Source organism: Rhodococcus sp. EPR-147 (genome assembly GCF_001647185.1).
In the GTDB taxonomy this organism is placed as follows: domain Bacteria; phylum Actinomycetota; class Actinomycetes; order Mycobacteriales; family Mycobacteriaceae; genus Rhodococcoides.
Genome location: NZ_LVCU01000099.1, coordinates 1 through 22457 on the forward strand (window position 1 = coordinate 1; position 22457 = coordinate 22457).

General features: G+C 64.7%; 25 protein-coding genes and 1 riboswitch. Of the genes, 6 read left to right on the forward strand and 19 right to left on the reverse strand.

Annotation, left to right across the window (positions count from 1 at the left end):
• The 12 genes from A2J02_RS04720 to idi all read right to left on the reverse strand — a co-directional run.
• Positions 1-305 (reverse strand): hypothetical protein (locus A2J02_RS04720; protein ID WP_156516095.1); only part of this gene is annotated, 305 nt, incomplete at its 3' end.
• A 144-nt stretch (positions 306-449) separates the two neighbouring features.
• A riboswitch (glycine riboswitch) is annotated at positions 450-547 on the reverse strand.
• A gap of 12 nt (positions 548-559) precedes the next feature.
• A complete protein-coding gene (locus tag A2J02_RS04725) occupies positions 560-1117 on the reverse strand; it encodes a MerR family transcriptional regulator (protein WP_094642346.1) in 558 nt (185 codons plus the stop codon).
• A gap of 396 nt (positions 1118-1513) precedes the next feature.
• A complete protein-coding gene (locus A2J02_RS04730; protein WP_068047418.1) occupies positions 1514-1987 on the reverse strand; it encodes a bifunctional nuclease family protein in 474 nt (157 codons plus the stop codon).
• A gap of 100 nt (positions 1988-2087) precedes the next feature.
• Positions 2088-2825 (reverse strand): transcriptional regulator FtsR, encoded by a 738-nt coding sequence (gene ftsR / locus A2J02_RS04735; protein WP_037189245.1) that lies wholly within the window; start codon positions 2823-2825, stop codon positions 2088-2090.
• Positions 2822-3319 (reverse strand): oxoglutarate dehydrogenase inhibitor Odhl, encoded by a 498-nt coding sequence (odhI, locus tag A2J02_RS04740; RefSeq protein WP_032377955.1) that lies wholly within the window; start codon positions 3317-3319, stop codon positions 2822-2824. Before odhI ends, ftsR begins: the two co-directional genes overlap by 4 nt.
• A gap of 213 nt (positions 3320-3532) precedes the next feature.
• Complete coding sequence (gene gcvH / locus A2J02_RS04745; protein WP_068047421.1) at positions 3533-3937, reverse strand: glycine cleavage system protein GcvH; 405 nt, start codon at positions 3935-3937, stop codon at positions 3533-3535.
• Between the two features lie 41 nt (positions 3938-3978).
• Positions 3979-4728 (reverse strand): DUF881 domain-containing protein, encoded by a 750-nt coding sequence (locus A2J02_RS04750; RefSeq protein ID WP_068047424.1) that lies wholly within the window; start codon positions 4726-4728, stop codon positions 3979-3981.
• 3 nt (positions 4729-4731) lie between these two features.
• On the reverse strand, positions 4732-5160 hold the full coding sequence (locus A2J02_RS04755) for a small basic family protein (protein WP_082898627.1): 429 nt from the start codon (positions 5158-5160) through the stop codon (positions 4732-4734).
• A complete protein-coding gene (locus tag A2J02_RS04760; RefSeq protein ID WP_068047426.1) occupies positions 5157-6026 on the reverse strand; it encodes a DUF881 domain-containing protein in 870 nt (289 codons plus the stop codon). Before A2J02_RS04760 ends, A2J02_RS04755 begins: the two co-directional genes overlap by 4 nt.
• Before the next feature lie 35 nt (positions 6027-6061).
• Positions 6062-6664 (reverse strand): CDP-alcohol phosphatidyltransferase family protein, encoded by a 603-nt coding sequence (locus A2J02_RS04765; protein ID WP_068047429.1) that lies wholly within the window; start codon positions 6662-6664, stop codon positions 6062-6064.
• Between the two features lie 61 nt (positions 6665-6725).
• Positions 6726-7361, reverse strand: coding sequence for an NUDIX hydrolase (locus A2J02_RS04770; RefSeq protein WP_179271980.1), 636 nt, complete (start codon positions 7359-7361; stop codon positions 6726-6728).
• A gap of 27 nt (positions 7362-7388) precedes the next feature.
• Positions 7389-7997 carry an isopentenyl-diphosphate Delta-isomerase gene (gene idi / locus A2J02_RS04775; RefSeq protein ID WP_068047432.1) on the reverse strand — a complete coding sequence of 203 codons (609 nt, stop codon included), beginning with the start codon at positions 7995-7997 and terminating at the stop codon, positions 7389-7391.
• Positions 7998-8041: 44 nt separating this feature from the next.
• Between idi and A2J02_RS28045 the strand changes: the two genes are divergently transcribed.
• The 3 genes from A2J02_RS28045 (at position 8042) to A2J02_RS04785 (ending at position 9820) form a co-directional block, all read left to right on the forward strand.
• On the forward strand, positions 8042-8200 hold the full coding sequence (locus A2J02_RS28045; protein ID WP_176460520.1) for a hypothetical protein: 159 nt from the start codon (positions 8042-8044) through the stop codon (positions 8198-8200).
• Positions 8201-8303: 103 nt separating this feature from the next.
• Entirely contained in the window at positions 8304-8561 is a 258-nt protein-coding gene (locus A2J02_RS04780) for a hypothetical protein (protein ID WP_032398144.1), read from the forward strand.
• Complete coding sequence (locus tag A2J02_RS04785) at positions 8558-9820, forward strand: cupin domain-containing protein (RefSeq protein ID WP_068047435.1); 1263 nt, start codon at positions 8558-8560, stop codon at positions 9818-9820. Before A2J02_RS04780 ends, A2J02_RS04785 begins: the two co-directional genes overlap by 4 nt.
• Positions 9821-9823: 3 nt before the next feature.
• On the opposite strand, the gene A2J02_RS04790 is transcribed toward A2J02_RS04785, so the two are convergent.
• Both A2J02_RS04790 and A2J02_RS04795 read right to left on the reverse strand, forming a co-directional pair.
• Complete coding sequence (locus A2J02_RS04790) at positions 9824-10585, reverse strand: SDR family NAD(P)-dependent oxidoreductase (protein ID WP_068047438.1); 762 nt, start codon at positions 10583-10585, stop codon at positions 9824-9826.
• Positions 10586-10611: 26 nt separating this feature from the next.
• Positions 10612-12408: an acyl-CoA dehydrogenase gene (locus A2J02_RS04795; protein ID WP_068047440.1), complete on the reverse strand. Its 1797-nt coding sequence runs from the start codon at positions 12406-12408 to the stop codon at positions 10612-10614.
• 313 nt (positions 12409-12721) lie between these two features.
• Between A2J02_RS04795 and car the strand changes: the two genes are divergently transcribed.
• On the forward strand, positions 12722-16249 hold the full coding sequence (car, locus tag A2J02_RS04800; RefSeq protein ID WP_082898628.1) for a carboxylic acid reductase: 3528 nt from the start codon (positions 12722-12724) through the stop codon (positions 16247-16249).
• Positions 16250-16291: 42 nt separating this feature from the next.
• Here the strand turns inward: car and A2J02_RS04805 are convergent, their stop codons facing one another.
• Genes A2J02_RS04805 through A2J02_RS04820 form a run of 4 tightly spaced genes read right to left on the reverse strand, consistent with a single transcriptional unit; the run spans position 16292 to position 21156 of the window.
• Entirely contained in the window at positions 16292-17872 is a 1581-nt protein-coding gene (locus A2J02_RS04805) for a regulator (protein ID WP_068047443.1), read from the reverse strand.
• 9 nt (positions 17873-17881) lie between these two features.
• Positions 17882-18595: a cysteine hydrolase family protein gene (locus A2J02_RS04810; protein WP_068047446.1), complete on the reverse strand. Its 714-nt coding sequence runs from the start codon at positions 18593-18595 to the stop codon at positions 17882-17884.
• On the reverse strand, positions 18592-20424 hold the full coding sequence (gene atzF, locus A2J02_RS04815; RefSeq protein ID WP_068047450.1) for an allophanate hydrolase: 1833 nt from the start codon (positions 20422-20424) through the stop codon (positions 18592-18594). Before atzF ends, A2J02_RS04810 begins: the two co-directional genes overlap by 4 nt.
• Positions 20425-20481: 57 nt before the next feature.
• Positions 20482-21156 carry a GntR family transcriptional regulator gene (locus tag A2J02_RS04820; protein WP_068047468.1) on the reverse strand — a complete coding sequence of 225 codons (675 nt, stop codon included), beginning with the start codon at positions 21154-21156 and terminating at the stop codon, positions 20482-20484.
• A gap of 103 nt (positions 21157-21259) precedes the next feature.
• On the opposite strand from A2J02_RS04820, the gene A2J02_RS04825 reads away from it, so the two are divergent.
• Positions 21260-21556 (forward strand): DUF503 domain-containing protein, encoded by a 297-nt coding sequence (locus tag A2J02_RS04825; RefSeq protein WP_068047452.1) that lies wholly within the window; start codon positions 21260-21262, stop codon positions 21554-21556.
• 16 nt (positions 21557-21572) lie between these two features.
• Here the strand turns inward: A2J02_RS04825 and A2J02_RS04830 are convergent, their stop codons facing one another.
• Complete coding sequence (locus A2J02_RS04830; RefSeq protein ID WP_068047455.1) at positions 21573-22136, reverse strand: dihydrofolate reductase family protein; 564 nt, start codon at positions 22134-22136, stop codon at positions 21573-21575.
• Between the two features lie 81 nt (positions 22137-22217).
• Here A2J02_RS04830 and A2J02_RS04835 point away from each other — a divergent pair.
• The coding region (locus A2J02_RS04835) for an FAD-dependent oxidoreductase (RefSeq protein ID WP_331712129.1) at positions 22218-22457 on the forward strand (240 nt) is incomplete at its 3' end.

A 22457-nucleotide genomic window follows, 5' to 3' on the forward strand; every position in this document is an offset into this window, starting at 1 on the left:
ATCGACGTCGCCACGGTGTTCTGCCCGGCGAGGTCGGCCAGTGCTGAGAGCACCTCGTGCTCGCTCAGCGCGGGCGGTAGCGTCGCCAAGCCGTCGGGAACGCCGTCGACCACGGTATCGAGGATCGACGAAGGAACGGCCTTGCGGGCCAGCTCGTCGAGACTGTCGACGCCGATGGTGTCGAGGATGCGGACCAACTCGGTGGCGTCGGGGCCGATGTGACGGTCGACGAAAGTGTGTGCGGGCGAGCCGGTTCGGTCGGTCACGATGTGCTCCCAGGACGAGGCGTCGGACGGCCGAGGCATGCGCTCCGGCCGCTCCTCCCCCTCTGTCGTGTGCCCGCTGACGCGTGCGCCTGAGAGATTCGGTCGGACACGGCGCACCAGTGAAGCGCGCCGGCACCTTTCCCCTTGGGCGGGTGGGTGCTCCCACCACTTTCCAGAGTTGTCGAAGCCCACACGGTCCGTGTGCCTGAGAGATTGACGGGGAGGTATTGCTCCTTCGGCGTCCGAGACTGGATGCCTCGGAACTCTCCCGCGCGGGCGCGACGAAAGAAAGTCTAGCCGGTCTTGCGGCTCGCGCGATTCTTGCGGCGCGACGCCAACTCGTCCTCGGGGCTCGGCTGGCTTTCACCGCCGTCGGCTCGTTCGGCCGGGAAGTCGGCGATGGTACCGGTGAGCTCGCGCATCGCACCGTTCACGGCAATACCGAACACGCCCTGCCCACCCTGGAGCAGATCGACCACTTCTTCTGCCGACGTGCACTCGTAGACGGTGGTGCCGTCGGAGAACAGCGTGATGTTGGCGAGATCGCCCACCCCGCGCTGGCGTAGGTGATCGACGGCGACGCGGATGTTCTGCAGTGAGATACCGGTATCGAGCAGCCGCTTGACGATCTTGAGGACGAGCATGTCCTTGAACGAGTACAGCCGCTGGCTTCCCGATCCCGCTGCGCCGCGGATGGACGGGACGACGAGCCCGGTGCGGGCCCAGTAATCGAGCTGACGGTAGGTGATGCCGGCGATCTGGCACGCACTCGGCACGCGGTAGCCCACGAGTTCGTCGGGCACGGAGTCGTCGGGGAACAATCCCGGTTGAATGTCCTGGGGCGATTCGATTCGGGCGCTCGACGCCTGGTCGGGGGTGTCGACCCGAGCATCGGCACCGACCGGCGTGTCCTCGGTCCGGCCTGCGGCTTCGGACTCTCGACGGCCGTGATGCTGCTGCGGCTGATCTCCCACTGACTGCTCCCTCTCGGATGTCTCACTGCGTTCGGATCGAGTCAGTACTGCGATCCGTCCGGGACACTGGAAATGCCTCGGTGTACTCGCGTGAAGTCATACCGTGTACCAGGCCAGAGTACGCCTCGGCAGGTATCGAAGAGGCGTGAACCGAACCCGGATGGGTAGCGACGGCGATGAACTTCACTGGCACGAACGTTATGGGGACGTTCGTGCAGATTCAACGCAACGCGCCGTAAACCTGAACCTAAAGTTGAGGTTGAGACTCTTCTGTTACCCGTCGGTGGCTTTGAAGTCGTCCGGCGATACCGAGTCGAGGAACTCCTTGAACTTCTCGACCTCGTCCTCACGCTCGTCGGGCATGATCAATCCGGCTTCGGCGAGCACGGGCTCGTCGGCGAAGATCGGTACCCCGGCCCGCAGTGCGATGGCTACGGAGTCCGACGGCCGAGCGGAGACCCTGATGTCCTTGTCGAACACCAGATCGGCGTAGAAGGTGCCCTCCTGCAGGTCGACGATGCGCACCTCCTTGAGCTGGTGCCCGAGCGCCGAGATCAGATTCTTGACGAGATCGTGGGTGAGCGGACGGGCCGGCTGCACACCCTGCTGCTCCAAAGCAATTGCGGCAGCCTCGGTTTGGCCGATCCAGATCGGGAGGTACCGGTCGCCGTCAGCCTCACGCAGCAGCAACACGGGCTGGTTCTGCGGCTGTTCGACACGAATACCGACCACACGCATCTCACTCATCGTGTCTGCCTCTCACCTCGAGAAATTCCGGGCTGCACTGAAAACTTGCTCAGCTCGTCGCTGCCGAGTCTATTGGAAGTCGAAACGACGCGAGCGAGCGTCACCGGTCGAGTGCACCGCGCACCGCGGCTTTGACCAGGCAGGTGTGCAAGGTCAAGGACAGTGCAGCCAATTCGCGAATCATTTCTTCTGCGCGATCGCGTGCACCGGCGTCTCGGCCCTTGGCCACGGGTCCAGCAATCTGCGCTACCAGACCGGCCTCGCGGTCCGCCGCGAGCTTGAAGGCGCGAAGGTGGCGCACCTCGAGACCGAATTGCAACATCGCGTGCGCCGTCCGGGCGAGAGTCACCGCTCCGTCGTCGTAGAAACCGGCCTGCCCCGGGGTGATCAAACCGGCTCGCAACAGCTCGGTCAGAAACGCATCGTCGATCCCCGCCTGAGCGAGTAGATCTGCCTTGGCGATGCGAACCTCACGATCGGGAAGGAACTCCTCGGGAGAGACCTCACCCGCGGCAACCGTCAGCGACCGCGGACGCTTGACCGACGCATCGGCCCGTTCGACGGTCGCGACCCCGTGGTCGATGGCTTCGAGTTGTTCCTTGATGACCTTGAGCGGCAGGTACTGATCGCGCTGCGCGGTCAGCACGAAGCGCAGACGCTCGCAATCGGCGATGGAGAACCGCCGGTACCCCGACGGTGTGCGTTCCGGCGAGATCAGCCCCTCGGCTTCGAGGAATCTGATCTTCGAGATGGTGACATCAGGAAAGTCGGGCCGAAGTCGATCGAGGACGGAGCCAATCGACATCCCCCCGTTGGACTGCTGCCCGACGGCGGTCACTGGCTTCCTGCACCCGCAGACGCGTCGCCGACCTGAGATCCGTTGCCGCCCCGCGGTCCGGTGAGGAACACCAGCCGGAACTTGCCGATCTGGACCTCGTCGCCGTTGGCCAGCACAGCGGAGTCGACCGGCTCCCGGTTGACGTACGTGCCGTTGAGGCTGCCGACGTCGACGACCTGGAAGTCGTCCTCGTCCTGCCGGAACTCGGCATGCCGACGGCTGACGGTGACATCGTCGAGGAAGATGTCACTGTCGGGGTGCCGACCGGCCGAGGTGGTGGGCTGGTCGAGCAGGAACCGTGATCCGGCGTTGGGTCCTCGCTTGACGACGAGCAGCGCGGCACCGACAGGCAACCCCTCGACACCCGATACCGGAGCTTCGGTGCTCTGGGCGGCCGCGGAGTTGTCCAGCTCCTGCAGGAAATCTGCCCGGAAGACCGAGGTGGTCTCTGCCGGTGACTCCCCGTAGTTGCTGTCGTTGTCGTTCTGGCTCACCGTTACTCCTTCTCAGTCCGTTCACCCGGGGCAGAGAACGCCGCGGGTAACGCAGTACATGGTCTTCACATCAGGTGTTGCTTGGCGTTCGGTGTTGCGTAGCGTCGTACAGCTTGCTGGACCTTCGCCCCGACAGGGTATTCGCTCGGTGTCGACCGTACCCTGCGCAGTGGTGGCCGTGTGGCCTGTTGGCTGGTGTCGACAGCCGGCCGATCACTCGGCCGTGATGAGAGCATATCCGGCGGCATCGAGCATCTGCGCCAGTGCCGCGTCCAACTCCTCCGGTGTCGAAACCTCGAGGTCGATCAGCCAGCCTCCGGTGTAGGGTCCCGAGTTCACCTTCTCCGGTTCACCGTCCAGATCCTCGTTCACGGCAACCACTTTCGCGGTCAGAGGGCTGAACACGTCGGACACGCTCTTGGTGGATTCGACCTCGCCGAGAGACGCGCCCGCGGTCACGGTGTCGCCGATCGAGGGAAGCTGAACGAACACCACGTCGCCCAACTGCGCCTGCGCGAAATCGGTGATACCGATTCGCACCGTTGCAGGCCCCGTCCGCTGCACCCACTCGTGCTCGGGGGTGTAGTACAGATCAGCTGGTGTGTCGATGTCGCTCAACGCGGCATTCCCTTCGATCGTGGCCCGGGGCGAGCGGGCGGTCAGTTACCGGGCTGAGCGTATTGACGCGGGCGCGGATCCCGCAAGGCGGACACCGTGACCTGGTCCGACTGCGCGATGTTCGACGTCGCACCGTTGCGAGTCACCGTGTCGACGACCCCGCCGGGAATGTTCAGTGCCGACGCGAGAGTCGGCGAATCCCCGATGGCAGTGAAGGTGTACGGGGCACGCAGTTCTCTACCGTCGACCACGATCCGACCCGCGGAACCGGCGATCCACGAATCGACGCCGATGCGCACGGGATTTCCGCCGCCCTCGAGCTGGAGCGCTTCGGCACCTGCTGCGCGCAACTCCTGCATGGCGTCGAGCAGCACCTCCGATCCCACGCCCGAGTTCGGGTCCTCGATCACCAGTGTCACCCCCGGCCCCTGTGCCGCGACGGTGCCGACTTGAATCGACAACGCGGACAATCGTTCCTGCGCTTCCGCCACCGCCGCCTCCGATCCCGATCCGGACTGACGCAGCGTCGCCAGAGTGGCCTGCAGGGTGCTGATCTCGTCCCGGATCGACGCCTCGCGTCGGGTCAGGGTGTCCAGCACGACCAGCAGGTCCTCGGGCCGAGAGTTCTCCAGGCCATCAGCGGTGCTCGTCTCTCGTACCTGCGTGGCCAGGCCGATTCCCAGGACGCACAACAGCGCGAGCGCGAGAACACCGAATGCCGCTCCGCGCCTTCGTCCCTCTGCACCAGTACGTCGCGCGCGCCATCCGTGCCGACCGCCGCCTGCCGTCATGATCTAGGCACCGAACAGACGCCTGCGCAGGGCGGCGGCGTTGCCGAAGATGCGGATGCCGAGGACGACGACGATTGCCGTGGACAGCTGAGTTCCCACTCCGAGCTGATCGCCGAGCCACACGATCAGAGCCGCGACGAGGACGTTGAAGACGAACGAGATCACGAACACCTTGGCGTCGAAGATGCCGTCGAGGAAAGCCCGTACACCGCCGAACACCGCGTCGATCGCCGCGACGACGGCAATCGGCAGATAGGGAGCAACCACGGCGGGAACCTGCGGGCCTGCAACCGTCCCGATGACGACGCCGACGATCAGTGCGGCGATCGCGGCAACAGCGTAGACCCCGTGGGTGGGGGTGATCGGCGAATCGGACGGTTCGTGCACGTCGGACTCCGCCGGGTGGGCACTCGGTGGATCGTGCTCCGTCATCGTCGGCCTACCTCCTCTGCCACGAACGACTCTCTCACAGCGGCGGGACCGAGTTCGAGATCGGTTGCCGGGCGTACCGTGAATCCGACGTCGTACAACTGCGCCACCGTACTCATTCGCAGATAGGCATCGCTGACGACGAACTGGACCTGGATGCGTTGGGGCGGCCCTATCGCCTCGATGGCGTAGGGCGAGTCGATCGGGCGATTGTCCAGCAGCATTGCCCCGCCTGCCTGCCGGATGGTCACGTTGGGTCCGACGCGAATACCGTCCACCGACACCGCCTCGGCCCCGCTCGCCCACAACGAATTGACGATTGCAGCGATGTCTCGATCCAGCACGGCTGCGCCCGAACCCCCACGAATCGACCGATCCGACGCGGCGTCCTCGGCCACCGGCTCGGTGACGACGACAGAGAGCCCAGGGCCGGTCACCGAATCGATGCCGGCGGCGGATTCGACAGCACTCAACCGGTCCAGCAGGGCACTGCCCGTGACATCGGACTGCAGAGCTCTGTCACGCTCCGAGGACACCTGCTCGACCAGTGCCTGTCGTGTCGCTTCCAATTCGGCGCTGCGATCCTGCGCGGCGCGCACAGCAGCCGACGCATCGGAGCCCGCACGGTCCACATCGGCACCGCCGGAAGCCAGCTGCGAGAACGCGATACCGAAAATCACCCCGATGACGACGGCACCGGCCAACAACCAGAGCGCCGCAGGTACTCGCGGCTTGCGGGTGTGCTGCGCCGTACGTTCGGCAGCCGCCGCGCCGTATCCCGGGTCCAGATGGTCGGTCAACAAGGACGTCAGCAACGACGGAACGGGATTCCTCTTGACCTGCTTTTCCGGTCGTTCCGCAGGCTCCACTCCTGACCGTCCCGGTCGTTCCGCAGGCTCCACCGTCAGGTGCCGGCCACTGTCGGATCGACTGCCCTGGCGACAGCGATCGCCTTGCCGAGGTACAGCAGACCGGTCCAGATGTACAACGCGGTGCCCCAGATCAGCAACGCGTATCCGAGCGGTCCTGCGGCATCGGCCACCGAATTGCTGCCGGCAGAGACCAGGAGGACCGGCAGCGCGATCATCACCACGAAGGTCGCGGCCTTACCGAGATAGATGACGTCCGGAGGCGGGAGGGATCTGCGGCGATAGACGAACATCGTCAATCCGAGTACGGCATCGCGACCGATGAGTATCGCGGCAACCCACCACGGAATGATGCCGCGCAGCACGAACGCCACCAGGGTGCTGACCACGTAGAGCCGATCGACCAACGGATCGAGAACTGCACCCAGCTTCGATGCCTGACCGAGCATGCGAGCCAGTTTGCCGTCGAGCCAATCGGTTCCACCGCTGACCAGCAGGAGCACCAGCGCCCACCCGTCGGCCTCGGGGCCGAGCATGAGGTAGAGAAACAGCGGAACACCCAACAGCCGGATTGCGCTGAGAAGGTTGGGAACGGTCGCGATGCGATCCGATACCTCGAGCTCACGGTCGTTCGTCATCGGCGATCACCTCCTTCTCGTGCTGCTCGTCGCGGCCTGCCCGCTCGGGCTTGCGGCCACGTTAGCGCCACGCGAACACCGGCTGCTCGAAGTCCGCGACTCGGGTGTGTCGACCATGCAGTGCCACTTCACGGAACTGATGGACGATCGCGCCGGTCGGAGCATGGATGGCACCCGTTCGGTACGGCCACCGAATGACCGGACGCGTCGATTCGGGTATCGACACGAATTGGGCGTCGACGTCGAGTTCGTCGACTGTCACCTCGAACACTTCGGCCACCTCGTCCTCGCTGGGCAGCAACGTGGACGAGTAGTCGCCGACCCACACCACGAACGGAGTGATGACGTATCCGGATCGGGTGACGTAGTCGTCCAACCTACCGAGCACGTCGGTCTCGTCGGCACGAATTCCCAACTCCTCGGCCAATTCCCGCAGACAGGCCTGCATCCGAGACTCGCCCGGGTCCACACCTCCGCCGGGCAACGCGTATTGGCCCGGATGTGCGCGCAACCGATCCGGCCTCCTCGTCAGCAGCATGCGCCTGTCCCCCGGCGGTCCACCGACCGCAACGGCAACGGCGGCGGCGCGGAGTCCGTCCGTTTCGGCGGTGCGGTGGGAGAAGCGGGCGAGTTCGCGCGCGACGGAGGCACGATCGAGCAGGTCCTCGTTCGGCCTGTCGGAATTGTCGACGGTCACAGCACGAACCCTAGAGGCCGGGCAGGATCAGCGGGTGTCGGCAGGACGGGCAGCAGGGGGAAGCATCTCGTCCGGCGATGCCGGCCAGCCGAGTGGCTCGTCGGCCAGAGCGGTCAACTGTTCCACCTGCGTTCGGCACCAGGGTGATACGTCGATGGTGCCGCCCCGCACCCCCGCGGAGAACTCACGCCACGACACCCATCGAGTCTCCTCCACCTCGTCCGGATCGGGATCGAGTGTCGCGTGCTCGTCGACTCTCACGCGGTACACCGGGCATATCTCGTTCTCCACGATTCCGTTGTCCATGACGGCCCGGTACCGGAAGTGCGGCAGTACCAACTCGGCGGATTCCGCATGCAGGCCCAATTCTTCGCCGATTCGGCGCAGTACGGCGTCGTCGAGTTTCTCACCGGGTGCCGGGTGGCCACAGCACGTGTTGGTCAGCACCCCTGGCCACGTCGTCTTGCTCGACGCTCTGCGTGTGAGAAGAACTGCGCCGTCCGATCTCACCACGTAGCTGGAAAATGCCAGGTGCAGTGGCGTGTCCAGCGTGTGGACGGTGGTCTTGTCGTGCGTGCCGACGGCGCGGCCTTCGTCGTCCAGCAGCACCACGTGCTGCGCTCGGGATCGATCCATCGTTCCATCGTCCCACGGCCTGCGCGGCGGTCTACTGTCGAACCATGGGACGTGACGAGAACACCGACAACGAGAACCCGACAGACGCCGAGAAGGCATCGGACACGCCGAAGGGCGGCCGACCAGGACCCGTGGACGGCGGCGGCGGAGGCGGAATGGCGACGCGGGAGAACGCGCCCGAGATCGCCGACGACTCTGCCTGAGATTCGTCACACCACCGCTGTTTGAGAAACAGAGTTTGCGTCAATACCTCCGATGTTCTCGCGCTGCGCGGGCACACGAACCTCCACGACCGGAAGGACCTCGATGAGCATCAACGACGACGACATCACCACCACGGGCGGAGCCGCAGGCGAAGGACCCGCCGACGGCGGATCGAACCCCGGTGGCCATGACGGCGGAGCAGACGGCCCCGCCGGAGCCGGTGAAGGACCCGCCGACGGCGGATCCAACCCCGACGGTCACGACGGCGGAGCAGACGGCCCCGCCGGAGCGGGCGAGGGCCCGGCCGACGGTGGATCGAACCCCAACGGACACGACGGCGGTGCGGACGGTACCGCTTGAGCACTGAGTCGAGCGGCGAGCGCGGATCGGATCATCGGTCCGCGCTTCGTCGTCTCACCGGTACCGACTTCAGGACGTTCGCGGACCGGTTCTGGGGTACAGCTCCCAAACTGACCCGATCCGCCGAGCTGTCGGACTCGTTCGACGATCTGATGACACTCGACGCGGTCGACGAGCTGATCTCGGAACGCGGAGTACGCACTCCCTTCGTGCGGATGGCCAAAGACGGTCGGTTGCTGGACAAGTCGCAGTTCACGTCGTCCGGCGGGTTCGGTGCCGAGGTAACGGACCAGGTCGACTCCGCAGCGGTGCTGGCAGCCTTCGCGGCCGGAAACACGCTGGTACTTCAGGGCCTGCATCGGCTGTGGCCGCCGCTGATTCATTTCGTCGGTGATCTCGTTCGCGAGCTGGGCCACCCCGTGCAGGTGAACTCGTATGTGACACCGGCTGCATCGCAAGGATTTTCACCGCACTACGACGTACACGATGTGTTCGTCGTGCAGATCGCGGGCACCAAGCGGTGGAGCATTCACTCCCCGGTGCACGTGCATCCGCTCAACAATCAACCGTGGTCGGACCGACGGTCGGCCGTCGAAGACCACGCATCGAACACTCCCGAACTGGACGTTGTCCTCGAGCCCGGCGATGTGCTCTACCTGCCGCGCGGGTGGATCCACTCGGCGCAAGCGCTCGGTGACACAACCGTGCACCTGACCATCGGCGTGGCGTCGTACAACGACTACGACCTCGCCCACCACGTGCTGAAGTCGCTGGGCGACGTCGAGAGTCTGCGCGCTCCCCTTCCCGCCGGCCTCGACCACTCCGACCCGGAGTCCATCGCTGCGCATGTACACCGAGTCGTGGACGCCATGCGCGCCGCGCTCGACGAGATCGACCGAGACCCCGACGCGATACGTCGACTGGCCGAACGCGTCGCTGATCGTCACGACGAGCTCGTCCGACCGGAACCGGTGCGCCCACTGGCAAGCGTCGCTGCAATGGGAGCGTTGCGGGGCGAGGATTCGATCCGACTACGGCCCGGCGTGTTCGCGCGTGTCGTGCGATCGGCCCACGCAGTGTCCGTGGTCGTGCGCGCCAAGACCGTGACGATGCCGCCCCAGTGCGCAGACGCTCTCGACCTGCTGAACCAGGGCGCACCGTGCCGCCTCGATGCCCTGCCCGGACTCGACACCGACGACGCGTTGGTGGTTGCGCGCAGACTGATCCGCGAGGGCATCGCCGTGCCGGCCGAACGATAGCCGTCAGGTGATCGTGATTCCACCGTCGACCGCGATGGTCTGACCCGTCACGTATCCCCCGGCGTCCGAGGCGAGCCAGATCGCGGTTGCAGCCAGTTCTTCGGCATCGCCCTTGCGTCCGAGAATCATTCGCGGAGCCATCGAGTCGAGGTATCCCGGCTGGTACGAGTCCGTCATCTCGCTCTGGAAGAAACCTGGCGCAATAGCGTTGACTCTGATGCCTTTTCGCGCGCCCCACTGCTGCGCCAGATCGCGGGTGAGGCCGATGATCGCTGCCTTGCTCGCGCTGTAGGCCGCCTGCGGAAGGCCTGCGGTGGTCAGCCCCAGAATGCTGGAGATGTTCACGATCGAACTGCCGGGCGCCATCACCCGTCCGCAGGCCTGCGCTGCCCAGTACGACCCGTTCAAGTTGATGTCGATCACCGAGCGGAACTGCTCGGGTGTCTCACGGGTTGCGGGGTAGGCCGTGCCTACCCCGGCATTGTTGATGAGAATGTCGACCTTTCCGAACTCCTTCACCGCGGCCTCGACCATCGCGGTGCACTGGTCCGGGTCGACCACGTCGGTGGCGACCGTGATCGAACGCCCTCCGACGCTGTCGATCAACTCTGCGGTCTGCGCCAACTTGTCCACTCGTCGTGCGGCGAGCACCACGTCAGCTCCCGCCTCGGCGGCTGCCTTGGCGAATGCCACGCCCAGTCCGGAGGAGGCACCGGTGACGATGACGACGCGTCCGTCCAGGCGAAATTTGTCCAAGATCGACATGTTCGATGAATCTCCTTGTTTTCGACTCAGAACCAAGCGGGTGACATATCGAGGGTGGTGCGGTCCAGTCTCGCCAACAGATCGAGCTGAACGTCCACCTTCGGCAATTCGTAGACGTAGAAGTATTTCGCTGCAGAACGCTTTCCGTCGTAGAAGTCTCCGGACTTCGTGCCGACCGCCAGCAACTGCTCGAGCCACATCCAGGCGATGACGGTGTGCCCCATCGCTTCGAGGTAGGCCGTGGAGTTCGCCAGCGCCACGGCGGCGTCGCCGGTACCCCACACTGCCGCGGTGACCTCGACGATTCTGTCCAAGCGTGCGTGCAGTTCGGCGGCGTACCGAGCAGCGTCACCGCCTGCTGATTCGGCCCGCGCCACCGTCTCCGCGATGTGTTCGGCCAGCAGAGCCAATCCCGCGCCGCCCTGCATGATCACCTTGCGGCCGAGCAGATCCAATCCCTGAATACCGTGTGTGCCTTCGTGAATCGGGTTGAGGCGATTGTCGCGGTAGTGCTGCTCGACGTCGTAGTCGCGGGTGTATCCGTAGCCGCCGTGCACCTGAATGGCCAGGCTGTTGGCTTCGAGGCACCACTGAGACGGCCAGCTCTTGGCGATGGGCGTCAGTACGTCGAGCAACAGTGTCGATCGTGCTGCTTCGGCATCGTCGGATGCCGAATCCTGATGGTCGACCAGACGCGAACAATAGAGTCCGAGGGCCAGCGCGCCTTCGACGTACGACTTCTGCGCCAACAACATTCGACGAACGTCGGCGTGTTCGATGAGCGCGACAGGGGGTGCTGCCGGATCTTTCGCACCGAGCGGTCGTCCCTGAGTACGCGTCTTCGCGTACTCGACCGACTTCAGGTAACCGACGTACCCGAGCGCGATGGCCAGGAATCCGACACCGATACGGGCCTCGTTCATCATGTGGAACATGTACGACAAACCACGGTTCTCCTCGGCGACGAGGTAGCCGACAGCTCCGGATTGCCCACCGGGAGAGTGGGTTCCGTCGCCGAACGCCAGCAGGGTATTGGTGGTACCGCGGTTGCCCATCTTGTGATTGAGTCCGGTCAACACGATGTCGTTGCGTTCGCCCGTACCGCCGTCGCCGTTCGGGAGGAATTTGGGAACGATGAACAGGGAGATTCCCTTGACTCCTGGCGGTCCTCCCGGGGTCTTGGCGAGCACCAGGTGGACGATGTTCTCGGTGAGTTCGTGATCTCCACCCGAAATCCACATCTTGGTACCGGTGATGCGGAAGCTACCGTCGTCCTGCGGCACTGCCTTCGTCGTGATGTCCGCCAGTGACGATCCGGCCTGCGGTTCCGACAGACACATGGTTCCGAACCAGCGCCCGTCCAGCATCGGCCGGACGTAATCACGGACTTGATCCGGCGTGCCGTACGTCGCGATCAGGTTGGCGTTGGCCATGGTGAGGAACGGGTACGAGGAGGTCCCGGCGTTGGCGGCCTGGAAGAACGCCATCGCTGCCCGAGAGACGGTCGCAGGCAGTTGCATCCCGCCTATCGACTCGTCGAACTGCCCGGCGATCAGACCCGCGGACGCATAGACATCGAGCGCTTCCTTGACTTCGGGTATCAGCTCGACCGAACCGTCCGCATTCATCGTCGGCTCCTGCGCGTCCGCCTTCTTGTTGTGCGGCGCGAAGTGCTTGCGGGCGATGTCCGCACTGAGGTCGAGGACCGCGTCGAAGGTCTCCTTCGAGTGCTCCGCGAAGCGCGGTCGAGCTGTCAGTGCCGCCACGTCCAGCCATTCGTACAGCAGAAAATCCAGGTCGCGTCGCGAGAGGACGTCCGACATTCACTTCTCCGATCGCGAGGGGTGACAGGTGCGCGACGGTGACGAGCACTGTGACGCACATGACTGTGGTTTCACCATACAAGTCTCGATCTCCCGCTTTCACCGAGTACCCACGGGAGCTGCCACCCCCCATGAGAGTCCGCGATCCGGGCCCCAAAAGTGCAGTGAGCCAGACTTTTACGACTTATCGGACTATGAGGAGCGTCACGATTGGCGAGATGCCCGACGGCATATACTTACCTTTGATAACGATATTGAGCGACAATCGCGAGGTCCCCGAACGATCGGCGGGCTTCGTCGGAGGGAGTCGAGCATGCCGCACACACTGGACGTCGACAGCCGACAGGATCGACAGAGCAGGCAACGCAGTCGGTTCCAGGAGCTGCACGAGACCGACCGGGAGTTTCGAGCCGCGGAACCGGACAGCGCCGTGGCCGATGCCGCCCAGGAGTTGTCGCCCAACCTGGCCCGAGTGGTTGCCGAGATCATGACGCGTTACTCCGATCGGCCGGCCCTCGGCCGCCGAGCTCGAGAGATCATGAAGATCGACGACGTCGACACGTTTCACCTTCTCCCCCGGTTCGACACCATCACCTACGGCCGAGCCTGGAGCGATGCCGGCGCACTGGCCTCGGCGCTGACGCACGACGCATTCGGTATCGCGCGAGGAGACTTCTTCGCAACCCTGGGATTCGCGAGCGCCGACTATGTCGTCGCGGAACTGGCCACGATCCGACTCGGTGCGATTGCCGTTCCGTTGCAAGCCGGTGCCACTGCAGGCCAGCTCTCGGCCATCGCCGACGAGGTCGAACCCGTCGTTCTCGCAGCAGATGTCGACAACTTGTCCGTTGCGGTCCAGGTTGCCACGCATTGTCGGTCCATTCGGCGAATCGTCGTCCTCGACTACGACGCTGCGATAGACGCGCACGCACGGACCATGAAGTCCGCGCTGGTCGATGCCGAGCAGGTGGGAGTCTTCGTCCGGCCGCTCACCGACCTGGTTCGCGACGGCGCGCAACTGCCGGAGATCCCGCTCCCCGACGACGAGGATCCCGACCGACTCGCGACGCTGATCTACACCTCCGGCAGCACCGGAACGCCCAAGGGAGCGATGCACACCGAACGAATCGTGTGCGGAGCCTGGACCGGTGCCTGGCACCACACCGGAGCTTCCTCCGAATCCACGGACCAGCCGGCTTTCCCTGTCATCACTGTCGACTATCTCCCGATGAGTCACCTGGCCGGGCGTGGTCTTGTCTTCTCGACGCTGGCGGCCGGCGGCACCGTCCACTTCGCAGCGGCGAGCGACCTGTCCACCCTGTTCGAGGATTTCGCGCTCGCTCGGCCCACGATGGCCCTGTTGATCCCGCGGGTGTGCGAGATGATTCGGCACAACGTCCTCGCCGAGATCGACCGAGAGGTCGAACGCTCTGCAGGTGGCGATGCCGACAGGACGCGTCGAGAGATTCTGGAGCGCAACAGGATCGAGCAATTCGGTGGACGTGTCCTGGCAGCGATGGTCGGCACCGCACCGATTGCTCCCGAGGTCAAGGACTTCGTCACGGAGCTGCTCGATATCGAGGTCCGCGACAACTACGGCTCCACCGAAGCCGGGATGGTGTTGCACGACGGCGTCGTGCAACGTCCACCGGTGATCGAATACAAGCTCGACGATGTGCCCGAACTCGGTTACTTCTCCACCGACACACCGCATCCGCGCGGTGAGCTCCTGCTCAAGACGGCGTCCATCATTCCCGGTTATTACAAGCGTCCGGACGTCACGGCCGACGTCTTCGACTCCGGGGGCTTCTATCGCACCGGTGACGTCGTCGCCGAGATCGAGCCGGACCGACTCGCCTACGTCGACCGACGCAAGAACGTTCTGAAACTGGCTCAGGGCGAGTTCGTCGCACTGGCGCGCCTCGAATCCCTGTTCGGTACCAGTGAGCTGGTCGATCAGATATTTCTCTACGGCAACGGCCAACGGGCGTATCTGTTGGCGGTCGTCGTTCCGGCCCAACCGGATACCACCGCGGGTTCGGTCATCGAATCGCTGCAACGGATCGCACGCACGGAAGCGCTGAACTCGTACGAGATTCCGCGTGAGGTCATCATCGAACACGAGCCGTTCACACAGGAGAACGGACTGCTGTCCGGTGCGGGCAAGCAACTGCGTCCCAAACTCGCCGAACGTTACCGAGACGAACTCGAGCGTCGCTACGCAGAACTCGAATCGGGTCAGAACGACCGGCTGCGCGAGCTCAGGCGCAGTGGTGCCGATGCCCCGGTCCTGGCCACGGTCGGCGATGCCGCCCAAGCCCTGCTGGGATGCGCTGGGTCCGATGTTCGCCCCGATGCCCACTTCAGCGACCTGGGCGGAGATTCGTTGTCGGCGTTGACGTTCTCGACGCTGCTCCGTGAGATCTACGACGTCGATGTTCCGGTCGGTGTGATCACTGGGCCCGCCATGGACCTGGCAGCGCTGGCCGAGTACATCACCTCGGCCCGCGACACCGATTCCGACACGGCCACTTTCGAATCGATCCACGGCCGCGGCGCAACCATCGCCGAGGCGTCCGACCTGCGACTGTCGGCATTTCTGGACGACACCCTCCTCGACGCAGCGCACCACATCCCGGGCCCGCGGGACCAGACCAGCACAGTGCTGCTGACCGGGGCCAACGGATACCTCGGTCGCTTCCTCTGCCTGGAATGGTTGGAGCGCATGGCCGAGGTCGGCGGAAAGGTGATCTGTCTGGTGCGCGGACGCTCCGATACCGACGCGCGAGCTCGACTCGATGCGGCCTTCGACAGCGGCGACGCAGACCTGTCGGAACGCTATCGAACCTTGGCCGACGCTGCGCTCGAGGTCGTGGCAGGCGATCTCGGGACACCTCGGTTCGGCGTGGACCCTGACGCGTTCGAGGCGCTGGCCCAACGGGTGGATCGCATCGTGCACCCTGCAGCGCTGGTCAACCACGCACTGCCGTACGAGCACCTCTTCGGCCCCAACGTCGTCGGCACCGCCGAGGTGATTCGGCTGGCGCTCACCGACCACGTCAAGCCGGTGACCTACCTGTCGACGGTGGCCGTCGCAGCGGGCGTCGAGAATTTCCGGGAGAACGGCGACATCCGTGTGGACAGCCCGTCGCGAGCTGTGGACGATTCCTACGCCAACGGCTACGGAAACTCCAAGTGGGCCGGTGAAGTGCTGTTGCGCAACGCGTTCGACGAGTTCGGCCTGCCGGTGTCGGTCTTTCGCTCGGACATGATCCTGGCGCACAGCAGATGGACCGGTCAGCTCAACGTGCCGGACGTGTTCACGCGTCTGATCCTCTCGGTCGTCGCAACCGGCCTGGCTCCTCACACGTTCTACGCCACCGACACCGGGGCACCGACCGACGAGAAAGGGCGACCGCTGGCCCACTACGACGGTCTGCCTGCCGATTTCAGTGCTTCGGCCATCACGTCGATCGCGGGCGGGGATACCTCTGGCTACCGAACGTTCGACATCCTCAACCCACACGACGACGACATCTCGCTGGACACGTTCGTCGATTGGATGCGTGACGCAGGTCGCGACATCGAGATCGTCGAGAACTACGACGAGTGGTTCGAACAGTTCGGTGCCGCAGTCGAGGCATTGCCGGAGAAGCAGCGTTCGCACTCGCTGCTCCCCCTGATCGACTCGTACGCACACCCGCAACACCCGTCGTCCGGGGCGATGCTGCCCGCCGACGAGTTCGCCTCGGCCGTCGGGGACATTCCGCACCTCGGGCGCGAGTTGATCGAGAAGTACCTCTCCGATCTCGTGGCGCTCGAGCTCGTGAGCACGCGCTAGAGCAGTTCCCGATGCGGGCCACGCGGCCCGCATCGGGAAGCCCTACTCCCCGACCGGTTGTGGTTCGCCCGTCTGCTTCGGGGCGGGAATCAGCCGCGAGTACGCCAGACACACGAGCCCGAAGAACAGATAACCCAGGGCCACTTGCGGGTTGGCTGCCCACCCCACCTCGTGTGAGTGGATCAGACCGACCCACGACAGTGCCGCGGCCACCCCACCCGCTGCTGCGGCGGCGAGAAACCGTTTGTCGAGAACGAACGTGACGATGGTGCCCAACATCAGTCCGGCGAGTACCGCTCCCGATCCGAACGTCTTCAGCCCGTCGTAGACGACACCCGCCTGACCCAGTGCCTCACTGCCCACTTCGGTAGCCGATGTACCTGCCGCGCTGAGTGCGTTGTCGATCAGACCCACCGCCCACTCCGCGAGGTTGGGAAGCAGCGCCACCACCACCGCGATAGCGTGCAGCTTCGGCACCGACTGGAATGCCTGGGCACCGATCAGCAGTCCGATGTACAGCAGAATCGGAACGATCGCGGGAATCGGCAGCAACGTCGCCAGCAATCCGAACAACCCGAGAAAACACATCAACCCGATCGCGACGCCCGATGCGACCGAGTATCCGGTGCGGCCACCTGCGTCCTTCCAGCCGGGATGGCCGATGTAGACCGCGGGCGGGAACGGCGATCCGAACGCCGAGCCGACGACCGCACCGAAGCCGTCCGCGAGCAGCACACTGCGCAGGTTGTAGTTGTCTCCGGCAGCGGACGCGCTTTCGACGTTGCTCATCGCCTCGGTGAAGTTGTAGACCCCCAACGGAATTGCGGTGGCGAGCAGGGGTGCCAGGTTACCGAGACCGTCGAGCAGGAGATCGAGGCGCAGATCCGGAAGGCCGAGCGCGATATTGCTCGCCGCCTCGGTCACGTCCGGCACGGACATGTATCCGCCGATCCAGCCGATCGCCGTGCCCACCAGAAGCGCCGCGAGACCCACCGGAATGTTGCCGGGCAACTTCACGTCTGTGAAGAAGCCGATGAGAATGATTGCGAGAACGGGCAACCCGATCCAGGCGGCCTCCCACATCTGCGCGGCCGGGCGCATCGCGATGAACGTGATGGAGATGCCGGCCAACGTACCGAGCATTGCCGCGCGCGGGGTGATCCTGCGAATGTAGGGCCCGACGAACGCTCCGATCATGACGATGATGCCGATCATGAAGGCCCAGGCGAGTCCCGCCGCCCACGCCTGAACCGCGTCGCCCGTCGCCAGGTAGACCGGGAGCATGACCACGAACACGACGATGAACATGTGCGGCACGCTCGGACCGTAGGGTAGCGCAGTCACGTCGGTTCGGTTCTCGCGCTTGGCAAGTCGACGAGCGAGAACCATGTAGTACAAGTTTCCCAGGATCAGTGCGATTCCGAGAGCAGGCAGCAGCGTCCCGAGGACGTCGCTTCCTGGAATACCGACCACTGCGATGCTCAAGGTGGTCAGAGTGAGAACGTTGACGAGGATGTTGAAGCCGAGTCCGAAGAATGCGTTGGTGTCGCCTTTCGTCCACCACGAGAGGGTGAACGAGGGCGACGAGCCTGCAGCGGGTGAGTCTTTGACGTCCATGGTCATGTTCTGGTCCTATCGGCTCGCAGAAGTGGGAACGAACGCGACCAACGCGGCAACGACGTCCTCCGACGGCGCGGTCCACCCGAAAATCCCGCCTTGAGCCGAGATCATCTCGAGGCCCACTCGCTGGAACTCCGGGAAATACGAACCGACACAGTCCGTCACCACGAGGCATTCGTATCCTCGATCGTTGGCCTCCCGCACCGTGGTGTGCACACACACCTCCGTCGTCACTCCGGTGACGAGCAGGGTGGTGATTCCGGCGCTCGTGAGAACCTCGGAGAGCTCGGTGGCGTAGAACGCCCCTTTGCCGGGCTTGTCGATGACGGTCTCGCCTTCGAGTGGTGCCAATTCGTCGACGATGTCGTGGCCGTACTCACCGCGAACGAGTATGCGGCCGAACGCTCCCCGATCTCCGATGCGCCGAGAGGGCGCGCCGCGGCGCAACTTGGCCGGCGGGCAGTCCGACAGGTCCGGCAGATGCCCCTCCCTGGTGTGGATCACCGGTATCCCGGCCTCCCTGGCCACCGCGATGAGACCCACGAGTGGTTCGATCACGGTTCGGAGCTGGCCTACATCGTTGCCGAGGCTCTCACCGAATCCCCCTGGAAGCAGAAAGTCCCTCTGCATGTCGATGACGAGCAGTGCCGTCGTCGACGCGTCGAGGGTGAACTCCGATGGCGACGCCGACGGTATCGAAACTACCGGTGTATGTGTTGAGGTCATGAGATCTCCTGTGCTGCAATGGAAGTGTCGTGAGCAGAACTGATCGCCCGGGAATATGCCCGCCAGCCACCGAACTCGCTGATGTCGTCGACGGTGTGTCCCTCCGCACCGGTCTGCACAGTGGCATCGCAGACGTAGCCGAGAACGTCGGAACCGTCGGCCAGCAGCACTCGTCCCAGAGCGAGTACCGCCGGCATTCTGCCCGCGAGTACCGCAAGAGAAGTGGCGGGCAGACGCCACCTCTCCACGTCGATTGCGCTGCCGCCGAATGGAACTCGCAACAGACCGGGTGTCGGATCGGCGGTTCCGATCCGAAGCAGTGTGTACGTCGGCGCGGTGCACGTGGCCTCGACCAGGGACCCGCCCAGCTCGACGAGCTGCGGGTTGGCGCGCTCTCCTGACAGATGGTGCCCGGCAACGACGATGTCGATGGTCCCGACCGCCGGCTCTCCGCCAGCGAGAGGCGGTGAGACGGTGCGCCCCTCTCCGAGCAACCGGGCCGCGACTGCGAGAATCGTATCGTCGGCCAGCGCAGGCCCGATCACCATGAGGCTGACCGGTCGACCGTCCTCGGTGAGCCCGGAGGGAACCGCTACGGCGGTCAGGTCGAGAAGGTTCCCGAAGTGGGTGTAGTGGCCGAGCTTCGTGTTGCACGCGATGGGGTCTGCGAGTACCTCCGGAACGGTGAAGGTGGTGCCGATGGTCGGCACGATCATCACGTCCATCGATGTCCAGAGCTGCGCGACCCGGGCGCGGAGGTCTTGCAGCGTCTGCAGGGCACGGAAGGCATCGACGGCGCTGTACCGGCGCCCTCCCAGGAATATCTCGCGGACGACCGGAACGATGGAATCGGGTTGTTCGCTGAGGAATTCGTCGAACTCGACCAGCCGCTCGGCAACCCACGGTCCCTGATACAGCAGCGATCCGGCATCGAGGAACGGAGTGAGATCGACTGCGGTGGTCCGTAATCCATGCTGGGGAAGCGACCGGCGCGCGACCGAATGTGCATCGAACATGGCTGCGTCGCCGAAAAAATCCAACTGCTGCAGGTCCGGTAGACCCACAGTGACCTCGTGCCCGTCGAACTTCTCTCCGCGGCGACGCGACCAGCCGTCCGCTGGATCCTCGGCGCACATGACGTCGAAGACGAGATCGAGATCCTCGACCGTCGTCGCCATCAGGGTGATGCAGTCCAGCGACTTGCACGCGGGGACGAGTCCGACGGTGCTGATCAGCCCGCGTGACGGTTTGTACCCGACGATGCCGTTGAGCGCTGCGGGCACTCGCCCCGATCCTGCGGTGTCGGTGGCCACGCAGAACGGCACCTGCCCGAGGGCGACGGCCAGTGCCGAACCGGAGCTGGACCCGCCCGAGATCATGTCGTTGCCGTAGACGCTCCGCGGAATCGGGTGCGGCGTGCGCGTTCCGTTCAGCCCGGTCGCGAACTGGTCGAGGCTGGTCTTGCCGACGAAGATGGCTCCGGCGTCGACCAACGCCTGCACTGCCGGGGCCGTCGAATCCGGCGTGTACGCGTAGTCGGGACAGGCGAGAGTGGTCGGGTATCCGGCCACGTCGATGCTGTCCTTGACGCCGAAGGGAATTCCGTACAGGGGTAGCGACACCGCATCGGGTCGCGCTTCCAGAGCCGCGGCGGCCGCGAGCAGTTCCGCACGGGCCACGACGGTGATCCACGTTCCGTCGTCGCCGCGCGCAGCCACGGCGGTCGAGAAGGCCTCCACCGTTGCCGTGGGAGTCGAGGCACCGGTTCGGTACGCCGCGAGCATCTCGGCAACGGTCGGGCCGAGTACCGGTCCAAGGTCTGAATTCATACCGTCGATTGTCGACAGTTTTCTGTTACTGCAGGTTGTTGCCGTGTTTCGAGTCTGTTAGGAAGTACTCTCGAGATGCAGATAGGTCAGCTCGCCGTGCTGCTTCAACGCAGCGAGCGCCACCGACAGATCGTTCGATTCGATGGCGTCGAGCAACCATTCGTGACGCCGGATCCCGTCGACCGGATTGGCTACTCGGGCTTCTTCCCTGAGATTGCGGGCCATCGGTAGCTGCAACTTCAGCAGGATCGGGGCATACGCCACATCGAGTTGGCGACTGCCTGCCAACGCCACGATGGCTTCGTGGAAACGCCGGTGGGCGTCGTCCTTGCCGAGGGTGTCGCCCCGCGCATCGGCGTCACGCATCTCGTCGAGCGCCGTTCGTACCGGCGCGAACGCACCGTCGCGAGACGAACCGAGCGGGAGCGCGCGCTCGAGCGCATGCCGTTCGAGAACCTGACGCAGCTCGAAGAGTTCGAGAATGTCCACTGCCGACCACACCGTCACTCGAAACCCGCGACGTGGAAGATGTTCGACGAGACCCTGCTGAGCCAAAAGGCGCAACGCCTCACGTACCGGTGCTCGGCTGATCCCGAGGCGCGCGCACAGGGTTTCCTCGACCACTCGGGATCCGGGCTCGAGCGCACCGCTGAGCACCTCGGATCGGACCTGGCGAGTCGCCATTTCGACAAGGCTGGGCGGCAAGGAGCCGTGTTCCGCCGGTGCAGCCATGCCGCCAGTGTACGAACATGTTCGGCGAATGGTGCGCATCCGAAGCATCGCGGAGTCGAATCCCGAGTGCTCGGGTATCCCCCAGCGTTAGGATGGTCGGTATATGTGGATTGGATGGATAGAATTCGACTTCCTTCTCGGAGATGTTCACTCACTCAAAGAGAAGCGCTCCGTGATCCGGCCGGTGATCTCCGAATTGCAACGTAAGTTCGCGGTGTCGGCCGCGGAGACCGATCATCGAGAGTTGCACAGACGAGCAGGTGTCGGCGCGTCAGTCGTAGCAGGCGATCGCGACCACGTCACCGAAGTTCTCGACCGAATCGAGCGCGTGGCGGCCTCACGTCCCGAGCTGCAACTCGTCTCCGTGCGGCGGCGCACCATCCGAAGCGACGACATCTGAGGCCTGCCCCGCCCGGTCATCGTCGTACGTCGAACACCTGCTTCTGAATTCCGTTGCCGTAGACCTCGTGTTCGACCAGTTCGAGATGCGTGGTGTCCTTGTCGGCCTCACTGAACAATCGTTTTCCCGCCCCGAGCAGGAGTGGAAAGACGAGCAGGTGGTACCGATCGACGAGTCCGGCGTCGGCGAGACTTCGCCCCAGAGTGGCGCTGCCGTGGATCGAGATCGGCCCACCATCGGAGTCCCTGAGCTCGGCAACGTCGTCGATACCGCGCAGAATGGTTGCCGGCCAGCGTGAGTCGTCCTGTTCGAGCGTTGTCGACACCACGTACCTCGGCATCGCGTTGTACCCGGCGAAATCGTCCATGGTGGGCCAGATCGGCGCAAATGCCTCGTACGAGGTGCGGCCCAACAGCAGCGCCGTGGCCTCTTCCTGCTCACGTCCTTTGATCTCGTACGCGGCCGGGTCGAACTCGATGCCCTGAAACGTCCACCCCGAGTTGCGATAACCCACCTCGCCGCCCGGTCCCTCCATGACGCCGTCGAGCGAAACGAACGCGGTCACGATCACAGTGCGCATGGACGGTCCTTACCGGTGCTGGGATGCGGGTGCCGGAATCGTAAACCATCCGCCCGCCGAATCCGTCGATACCATCGACCGATGATTGCCAGCGACATGTCCCGCCCGGCGTGGGACGACGACCCGGCCGTGTCCGGCTGGCCGGGCCTGCCCGCACTGGAGCGTGACGGCACCGCGGACGTCTGCGTCGTCGGCCTGGGAGGCTCGGGTCTGGCCGCTGTAACCGACCTCGTGGACCGTGGTCTCGATGTGGTCGGTATCGACGCAGGACGGATCGCTGCCGGTGCCGCGGGCCGCAACGGCGGATTCCTGCTCGGTGGT

Bases quoted from the DNA above. Each gene is read 5' to 3' on its own strand.
- A2J02_RS04730 (WP_068047418.1), bottom strand. From the start codon at position 1,987: ATGAGTGAGATGCGTGTGGTCGGTATTCGTGTCGAACAGCCGCAGAAC.
- A2J02_RS04750 (WP_068047424.1), bottom strand. From the start codon at position 4,728: ATGACGGCAGGCGGCGGTCGGCACGGATGGCGCGCGCGACGTACTGGT.
- A2J02_RS04755 (WP_082898627.1), bottom strand. From the start codon at position 5,160: ATGACGGAGCACGATCCACCGAGTGCCCACCCGGCGGAGTCCGACGTG.
- A2J02_RS04765 (WP_068047429.1), bottom strand. From the start codon at position 6,664: ATGACGAACGACCGTGAGCTCGAGGTATCGGATCGCATCGCGACCGTT.
- idi (WP_068047432.1), bottom strand. From the start codon at position 7,997: ATGGATCGATCCCGAGCGCAGCACGTGGTGCTGCTGGACGACGAAGGC.
- A2J02_RS28045 (WP_176460520.1), top strand. From the start codon at position 8,042: ATGGGACGTGACGAGAACACCGACAACGAGAACCCGACAGACGCCGAG.
- A2J02_RS04780 (WP_032398144.1), top strand. From the start codon at position 8,304: ATGAGCATCAACGACGACGACATCACCACCACGGGCGGAGCCGCAGGC.
- A2J02_RS04790 (WP_068047438.1), bottom strand. From the start codon at position 10,585: ATGTCGATCTTGGACAAATTTCGCCTGGACGGACGCGTCGTCATCGTC.
- A2J02_RS04795 (WP_068047440.1), bottom strand. From the start codon at position 12,408: ATGTCGGACGTCCTCTCGCGACGCGACCTGGATTTTCTGCTGTACGAA.
- car (WP_082898628.1), top strand. From the start codon at position 12,722: ATGCCGCACACACTGGACGTCGACAGCCGACAGGATCGACAGAGCAGG.
- A2J02_RS04805 (WP_068047443.1), bottom strand. From the start codon at position 17,872: ATGACCATGGACGTCAAAGACTCACCCGCTGCAGGCTCGTCGCCCTCG.
- A2J02_RS04810 (WP_068047446.1), bottom strand. From the start codon at position 18,595: ATGACCTCAACACATACACCGGTAGTTTCGATACCGTCGGCGTCGCCA.
- atzF (WP_068047450.1), bottom strand. From the start codon at position 20,424: ATGAATTCAGACCTTGGACCGGTACTCGGCCCGACCGTTGCCGAGATG.
- A2J02_RS04820 (WP_068047468.1), bottom strand. From the start codon at position 21,156: ATGGCTGCACCGGCGGAACACGGCTCCTTGCCGCCCAGCCTTGTCGAA.
- A2J02_RS04825 (WP_068047452.1), top strand. From the start codon at position 21,260: ATGTGGATTGGATGGATAGAATTCGACTTCCTTCTCGGAGATGTTCAC.
- A2J02_RS04830 (WP_068047455.1), bottom strand. From the start codon at position 22,136: ATGCGCACTGTGATCGTGACCGCGTTCGTTTCGCTCGACGGCGTCATG.